The 7,781-nt window shown below is 55.8% G+C and carries 6 protein-coding genes and 1 pseudogene; 1 reads left to right on the top strand and 6 read right to left on the bottom strand.

Features of this window, described 5'->3' with window-relative positions; translation table 11 throughout:
• Window positions 1-634 precede the first annotated feature (634 nt).
• The 5 genes from BUA54_RS19140 to BUA54_RS19120 all read right to left on the bottom strand — a co-directional run bounded on the left by BUA54_RS19140 (window position 635) and on the right by BUA54_RS19120 (window position 4,529).
• Window positions 635-1,021, bottom strand: coding sequence for a hypothetical protein (locus tag BUA54_RS19140; protein ID WP_072858862.1), 387 nt, complete (start codon window positions 1,019-1,021; stop codon window positions 635-637).
• A gap of 1 nt (window position 1,022) precedes the next feature.
• Window positions 1,023-1,805: a glycosyltransferase family 2 protein gene (locus BUA54_RS21050; RefSeq protein WP_143155533.1), complete on the bottom strand. Its 783-nt coding sequence runs from the start codon at window positions 1,803-1,805 to the stop codon at window positions 1,023-1,025.
• Window positions 1,806-1,937: 132 nt separating this feature from the next.
• Entirely contained in the window at window positions 1,938-2,855 is a 918-nt protein-coding gene (locus tag BUA54_RS19130) for a stealth family protein (RefSeq protein ID WP_072858860.1), read from the bottom strand.
• Window positions 2,856-3,237: 382 nt separating this feature from the next.
• Window positions 3,238-4,035 carry a hypothetical protein gene (locus BUA54_RS19125; protein WP_072858859.1) on the bottom strand — a complete coding sequence of 266 codons (798 nt, stop codon included), beginning with the start codon at window positions 4,033-4,035 and terminating at the stop codon, window positions 3,238-3,240.
• A gap of 197 nt (window positions 4,036-4,232) precedes the next feature.
• A complete protein-coding gene (locus tag BUA54_RS19120) occupies window positions 4,233-4,529 on the bottom strand; it encodes a hypothetical protein (RefSeq protein ID WP_072858858.1) in 297 nt (98 codons plus the stop codon).
• A gap of 893 nt (window positions 4,530-5,422) precedes the next feature.
• Between BUA54_RS19120 and BUA54_RS21645 the strand changes: the two are divergent.
• Window positions 5,423-5,745 (top strand): annotated as a pseudogene (locus BUA54_RS21645) (IS3 family transposase); the annotation flags it as partial.
• A gap of 692 nt (window positions 5,746-6,437) precedes the next feature.
• Here the strand turns inward: BUA54_RS21645 and BUA54_RS19110 are convergent.
• On the bottom strand, window positions 6,438-7,757 hold the full coding sequence (locus tag BUA54_RS19110) for an HlyD family type I secretion periplasmic adaptor subunit (RefSeq protein ID WP_072858856.1): 1,320 nt from the start codon (window positions 7,755-7,757) through the stop codon (window positions 6,438-6,440).
• Window positions 7,758-7,781 lie beyond the last annotated feature (24 nt).

Raw genomic sequence — 7,781 nt, 5'->3', positions numbered from 1 at the left:
CGGAGGCGCCAATCAATTCTCCGGCTGATCGCCGAACCCGTGAGGTGGGGAATTTTGCGCCAGCACTTCTGGGGAAATTTGATCCAGCATTTACAATCGTCCCTCAACCCGACTTCTGAATGACCTCCGGTCGTGCAGCAAATGTGCAGAACGTTCGGAGTGTCTGCATCGCTGCGAGCCCCGACAGGTGTCCACCAGCTTGCATGAAATGGGATCGTGACGCAGGCGATGACAAGTTCTTTGCCCCGCGGGTCTTCAATATGCAAAATATCACGAAAAGAGCAGATTTGTTAATCGTGCAGCAATACTCTGGTGCTATCTCTTTGTTGTCGGCGCCACGGTGTCGGCCCCGCCGCAACAGCGAAGGGTCTGCCGTATGGCAGCTTAAAATACAAAGGACGTCCCGCAATTGCGGACCGCACCTTTATCGTGAAAACGATACACTTCTCTGCCGTATGGCAGCATTCTGAACGGCAAGCGGGGCGGGCAACGGCAGTTGTCCGCCCCGCTTGCATTCCCGGTTCGAAAGTTCGCCGCCGAAGTCTTCATGAGCCGGATCTGGAATTGCCCGGTCCCGGAAACACGAAGAGCCCCCACCGGGGGCTCCTGCGTATCGTCACGATAATTCTGCCGATCAGATCATCATCGTGTTGCCACGACCCGCGAACGGCCTGACCCCATCGATCGGCGTGTGGCGATAGAGATGTTCGACGATCTGGTTGCCGGACGCGTGCGTCAGGATTGCCCGCTCCGCCGGCGCCAGGTCATCCAGATATGCACGCCGCTCCTCGTCGATCCGATCAGTCGCGCCGCCGTTACGCCCGATGCAGTCGCGCACCTGGCGGATCACCTCTGCAGATACCACCGCCTGGTCATGATCAGGCGCGCCGCCGCGTGCGCTCTGGTAGTCCTGCTGCATGACCTCCGCGGCCGCCTCCACCAGGCTCGCGTCACCGTGCCTGGCCTTGCGGTATGCATCATTTCCGTAGACAGCCGTCCTGATCGGCGCGGCGTCGATCATCCTATTCAGATAGGCGAAAATATTTCGTCAACTTAGCAATAGCAAGGTCATTGCCGCTTTCATCTGGTGTCCCCCGATTGACGGACCTTAAGGCAAATACTTGAGAGCCAGGCCACTCTATAGTGCGATGCTTTGGTCCGACATGGCGCACCACACTTCCTTGACGTTGCGCCATCCAATAGAGCCACAGATCATCCCCGCCAGGGCAAAGCGTCATGAACAGGTCTTCACGCACAATATCGGGGTGCAGACTTCGTGGTGGGTAAAGAATACCTCCTACACCAGTTGCAAATAGAGCCTGCCCTTCCTGTCCACGAAGAAGATTTTTACTCCACCGCTCATAGGATTCTATCTCGCCTGCGGCGTCATAAATGATGCGGTGCACCCGGTGAGCTATAATCCGACCCGGAAAGGCTATCGCCGTCGCCACCAAACCCTCAAGCCAATCCGCAGGATAGTAAACGTCGTCATCCGCTGTGGCTATATATGCTTCAGGCCACCGACTCAGTGCAGGGATGATTTTCTTAAATGAACGAAGATCTTTTGTCCGGTAGATCTTTAAGCCTCGTTCCTGCAACATCAAAACCGATTCAGGTAGCTGCTCGAAATCTCCATCACCAATCCACAAACTGACTTCATCGGGCATAATTGTCTGACATAGCAGGCAAGTCAGCGTTAAATGCAGAACATCATAACGTTTGGGATAGCTCGTTAGCGATACGATAAGTGGCGCATCAAGTCCGTGTGGGCGTGGAGCAATATGGCGCGACACCATTTCCTTCATCGCCCTGCGGGTTCGCCATTTCGATTTAATTTTTCGAAAGAGTCCCATACGATATGTACAATCTATTTTTCCATCAAGATTACACTGGCTTGTTGTTCAAGTCATGATAGATATTGACGTGGTGGAAGTGCCTTAACCGTAACGTCGCTCTAGCCCGGAAATAATTGTCGCCCTCTCGTCCGGCATCATCGCCTCTAAGCTCTGGACACAAAACGACGAATAAGCGTCACTATTTAGGTCCTCCATCGTGCGGGCCAATGCAGAACCAGTCGGGTGGCCGGGCTTGATATATCCAATATCAACCGGAGGAAATATGCGTGCACCAGCCGCAATCTCTAGATGATGCGCCAAGCCGATGGGTGAAAATTGAGCGTTGGATCGAAACCGATGTTTCGCCTGCGCACGGAGTGCGGCAGGTTTGTCATTATAATAGTTTGCCACAGTCGATCGTCGCATTGGCTGGGGCTGATGTTCTACCAACAGGTAGTCCTTATGCCGACCGACCGTTCGCGCCGCGGCCTGCTGTGCAGTTTTATAACCCGGTCTGCTGCGCCCGAGTTTGGATTTCAGTCGCTGCAGTATCGCATTTGGCATTTTTTTGAGATTCCCGTGCAAGACAGGTAAATCATCGTTAAAGAAATCCGTTGGCTGCATTGGTCTGCCAATGAAGATATCGTCGTTCAAATATATAAAACGTTCAGCCAAGTCTGGGATTCTATGGATCATCGCTTCAATTGAACGTGACGAGAATACAGGAAGAAGATCAGCGTGATCAGAATAAATATCTTTATGGTCAACATAATTTATCTTACCGCTGTCCGGCAAGGAGCCAAGTTCGAAAGGACGCTGTTCATCGGTGACAATATGAATGCAGCGCACAAAGGGGCAGAATTTTAGTAATGACAAGACGGAAAACCGAATTTCGCCAGAACTGGCGAAACGAAGTTGACCAGAGGCATCTGGATGCGCTGATGGATCTTGGAAGCGTTCACGCTTGCTTAAATGAACAGGATCGCTACCGTCAACCCAAGTAATTACTGCATCAATCATCTATTTTCATCCCAATTAGATTATAGCTGAATTCAATTTAAATTATGACACTAAGAGCATTTTTACTATGTCACTTTTTGGCTCTTGCCTACTATCAGATAGTTTTAGAACAGTGAAAATACCATTGAGATCTTTCTCGTGAAACCCATACTCCTTCTTGCCCTAAACAGCCTTGGCCACTCGGTCCAGACTCCAAATTGTATGTGCATGCTTCGCTCTGGCCAAGATGACAGGCGTCAGCGCGGCTTGCGCGTCGTTACCCCAACTGTGCTTTCATCAGCCCCCACCAATATCTCCATGAGCCGGGTCTAGACTGTCGGTCCCGGAAACACGAAGAGCCCCCACCGGGGGCTCCTGCGTGTCATCACGATAATTCTGCCGATCAGATCATCATCGTGTTGCCACGACCCGCGAACGGCCTGACCCCATCGATCGGCGTGTGGCGATAGAGATGTTCGACGATCTGGTTGCCGGACGCGTGCGTCAGGATTGCCCGCTCCGCCGGCGCCAGGTCATCCAGATATGCACGCCGCTCCTCGTCGATCCGATCAGTCGCGCCGCCGTTACGCCCGATGCAGTCGCGCACCTGGCGGATCACCTCTGCAGATACCACCGCCTGGTCATGATCAGGCGCGCCGCCGCGTGCGCTCTGGTAGTCCTGCTGCATGACCTCCGCGGCCGCCTCCACCAGGCTCGCGTCACCGTGCCTGGCCTTGCGGTATGCATCATTTCCGTAGACAGCCGTCCTGATCGGCGCGGCGTCGATCAGGGGCAGATCAACTCCAAACAACCGGGCGATCATGCGGATCGCCGCGTTCACCATCTCCACGATCAGCAACAAGAGGCGCTTGAACTCCCGCTCCAGGGCATCCATCTCGGCCGGCCCGATCGCGGCGTCAGGTCGGCTTCGCTGCATATGACTCCGCTGCAGCAGATCCAGCTCGGACAGGGCTTCGGCCGCAGGCAGGGCGTCGGAGGCGTCCCGCGTCCGCGTCGCAAGCCTGCGCTGCGCTGTGGATACGCGCCGTGCGACTGTCAGGCACTGGGCAATCCAATCGCGTAGCGGGTCATGGAGCTGTCCGGGCGTCATGCGGTCCAGCGCCGAGGCGACAGTCACGCGCGCGTCTTTGATCGCGAGGTAGCTGTCGGTGTAGGTTCTGTCGTTGAGAATTGCGTTCATGTCGTCACTCCTTTGACCATATCGCATGAGCGACATTGCGAACGTCATGCAGGAAGCAAGCGATGGGTCAGGAAAAGAGCCGCGGCATCAGAGAAGGCGATATAAGGGGCCGGTAAGACATGATGATCCTGCCCGTTCCGCCGCATGTCGGCTGAGATGTCAGAACCGCACTCGTAGCTCTCACCTGCGGCCAGTCCTTATGACTGCGCGCGACCGGTCTTCAGCAAGATCGCCACACTCTGGCGGAGTTCCTGAACTTCGGCCTGGAGATGTTTGCGGCTCAGCTCTGCCGCCGCCAGGCCGGCCTCTGCTTGCAGGGCCCGGGCTTTCCAGAGCTCCAGGTAAGTCAGGGCATTGCGGTAAAGGCCCTCTGCGGTGCGATCGACGACAACCTCGCGCCCCCCGGTCCGTGTGGCATTCGACAGGACGGAGGCAATGGAAAGGGATTGTAAAAGCACGGGGGGGTCAACCTGATCACATGTTGAAATGAACATACCGCATTCCGGCGAAATGGTCAAATCGGAATGGCCTGATTTCAAAACAGGATTGGCCGCCCGGGAGCAATTGAAAAGCCACCCTGCCGAAACACAAGATCATGGCATGAAGAAATCAAATGATGAGCGTTCCACCTGCGATGTCATCGCACTGTGCAGGTATCGGACCCGTGAAGTACAAGCATGTGACCAGCAGATACCCTGCAAAATACATGTACTTTCCTGGCTCCCTCGCGTGACGCCAGGATCACCCTGACGGAGCGCGCAGAGAGAGGTCCCGGAGCACGGGTGACACCCTCCCGGAGCGCCTGTCGCCACCTCGCGATAATCATCGGTAATTTCGAATTAGATACAGAGGGTTGGGAATCCTTCTTCAAATTCTTGAAATCCTTCAAAACCCAGCCCCCGACTGCGCCCTGTAGCATCCCCGCGCCCGATCTGCACCCCGCGAAAGCGCCAGACACGCGCAGGCTCCGGGGGCGATCGACTACCGGAGCGCCACCGCGTCATCGGTAGAGGCAGGACGGTGTTGCGCATCATGATCTTGCCAGGCCAGCCGGTGCAGAACTCTTGGCGTGTAGTTCATTCCGGTGCGATCCCATCAAAAAAATGATTTACCGCACGCGCAATTGCACCCCGCAACCTGTCGGAGCGCCAATGACGAGGTCGTGTGGCTTAAAGGGGAAGTAATGGGGATAGTAAACGACTTTGCAATTGGCGTCCTGTCGCAAGGGCCGCTCTTTCGATGCCTGATCGGACTGTATGCGAGGAAGCGATACGATCGCAAGCCGGCCCTGGTCCCGCGCAGCGGTCCGTACAAGCCTCTCTTAACACATCGCTCAAAGGTCACGCCCATATCGCCCTCATCGCGCCGGTCCAGGTGGACCGCAGGAGAGGAGACTGCCAAACTGAAGAGGCTGCTGGCCGAACAGATGCTCGATCTCGCCGCGATGAAGGAACTGGTTTCAAAAAAGTGGTAACGCCTGCCATGAAGCGTGAAGCGCGCGGCGGTCACGCATCTGAGGTCCCTACTCGGGCTCTCGGAACGACAGGCGCGCCGGATTGTCGGGGCGAATCACAAGATGGTCCGCTACCGAGCGCAGCGTGAGCCGGACACGGTGCTGCGTGGGCGGTTGTGGGAGCTGGCCAAGAGCGTTGACGGTTCGGCTATCAGCGGCCCTTCGTGCTCCTGCGACGTGAGGGCGAGCCGTCCGGGAACTGGGTTCAAGTCGCAGCTGGATGAAAGTTCAGTGTCAGGTCAAAGTACCCTTACACGACCAAACATTCGTCGACGCAGAAGATCGGCATGTCTCAAGAGCCTGACTCGCTGAACACAAGCGATTCAACGCAGGCCGGAGCGGTCGGGGTCAGGCAACACTCAAGGCAATGTTGACAATGAAAAAACGAGTTCTGCTGCGAAATGATCCGCAATCTGATGCTACCAACTTTAACAATCAAGCGATCTTGCCGTGGTAGGTAACAGATGCTTACCAGCGGTCTGGTTTAATTTATTTCTTCAGAACTACACCAATACGACACATCTTAAAATGGTGGCTGGAAGTAAGCACTCGATGCAGGCAATTGCTCGCGATCTGACGGGAAATATTGTATCTGACCCGACACTCGACGTTGCATGACATGTCCGCAAACCATTTTGCCATTTATGGCTCGCACTGGATTCGCGATGTAGCCTTCGGACCACGGATAGTCCCGCCAGAAGTATGCACGGATGTTCTGCAATATGGTCACATCAGTATTCCCTTAGAGGCTTCACTACAAAATCTACAATATGGCAGCAAAGTTACTCCCTTCGATATAAGCGGACTTCTTAGCACGCCTATACATACAAGGATAAGTGTTTCAATTATAGGGCGATTGTGTGATCAGTTGTTTCCGCGCATTCATCACCTACCGTTCTCTGAAGGCCCGCCCAAACTGGTCGACCAGTGGTTTCATTAGATATGACGCCACCGTGCGTTCCTTAGTTTGCACATGGACCTCAACTGGCATGCCCGGCATCAGGACCGCGTCGCCCAGCTTGGAAAGTTCTGCTGCCTCAATATCGACAAGACCCTTGTAGAAGGTCTCTCCGCTAACCGGGTCGCGGGATGGTGCAGGGGACAGACTGTTTACGGTCCCAAACAGCTCGGGTGTCGTGCGCTGATTGAAAGCCGGGAAGCGCACCTTGGCTTTAATCCCCTGCCGCACCTGTTCGATTTGCGCGGGTGAGACTCTGAAAGAGATGTCTAGTTTGGCATCGAGAGGTACGAGGGTCAGCAGCGTCTCGGCTGGCGTGATGACGCCGCCGACGGTGTGGACGCTCAAGTCGTTGACGATGCCGGCGATGGGCGCGCGGACATCCGCGCGCGACAAACGATCCTGCAGCGCGTCGCGTCGTTCGGTTAACTCGGCCAGCTTCGTTTGCACGCTCGATAGTTCTTGCTGGGCTTCGGTCCGCGCCGTGTCATTGATAGCGAGGATCTGCATCCGCGTCTCGTTGATCCGCGACTGGGCGCGGGCGGTCGCTGATTCAATCTCGCTGAGCTCGCCGCGCATCCGGGCCTGTTCGCGCTCAACCGTGGTCAGCCGGCCAATCTCGGTCAGGTTACGATCTCGCAAGGATTGCATGCGCTCCAAATCCGCCTGCACGATGCGGACCTCGTCGGCCTTGGCGTCCCGCTGGCCGTTAAGGCCTGCGATCTCGATCTCGATCTGCCGGATGCCTTCCTCTAGCTGACTAATCTGACTCAGCCGATGCGTGAGCTTGCCGGTGAATAAACGTTCCTCATCACGGGCACTTGCGATCTCATCGGCTTTATCGCTGGCAAAACCTGCAGGAAAGGCGATTGCGACGGCGCCTTCGCGTTCGGCAATAAGTCGGGCCTTGCGGGCAGTCAGTTCAACAATTTGGCCGTTTACGATGGCCAGTTCGGCGCGGGTCTGGGCATCCTCGACCTGCAAAATGACTTGACCGGCCGCGACCGTGTCGCCGTCACGCACCAAAATCGCCGACACAGTGCCGCCGTCCCTGTGCTGCACAGTCTTCACGTTGTCCTGTACTGCGACGGTGCCGCCAGCGATCACGGCACCGTTCAGCTTTGCGGTTATCAACCAACCGCCGAGGCCGCCGATCATTAAGCAAAGCATCAGGATTGCTGTGACGATGCGCGGAGCAATGGGAAAATCGGATGTAGGTATCGTGCGGAACGTGTTTGGCAGCGCAGTCATTGGGTGTCCTTCCGGAAGGGTCAC

Source organism: Loktanella atrilutea (assembly GCF_900128995.1).
Lineage (GTDB): Bacteria > Pseudomonadota > Alphaproteobacteria > Rhodobacterales > Rhodobacteraceae > Loktanella > Loktanella atrilutea.
This window is presented reverse-complemented; position numbering and strand designations above follow the sequence as displayed.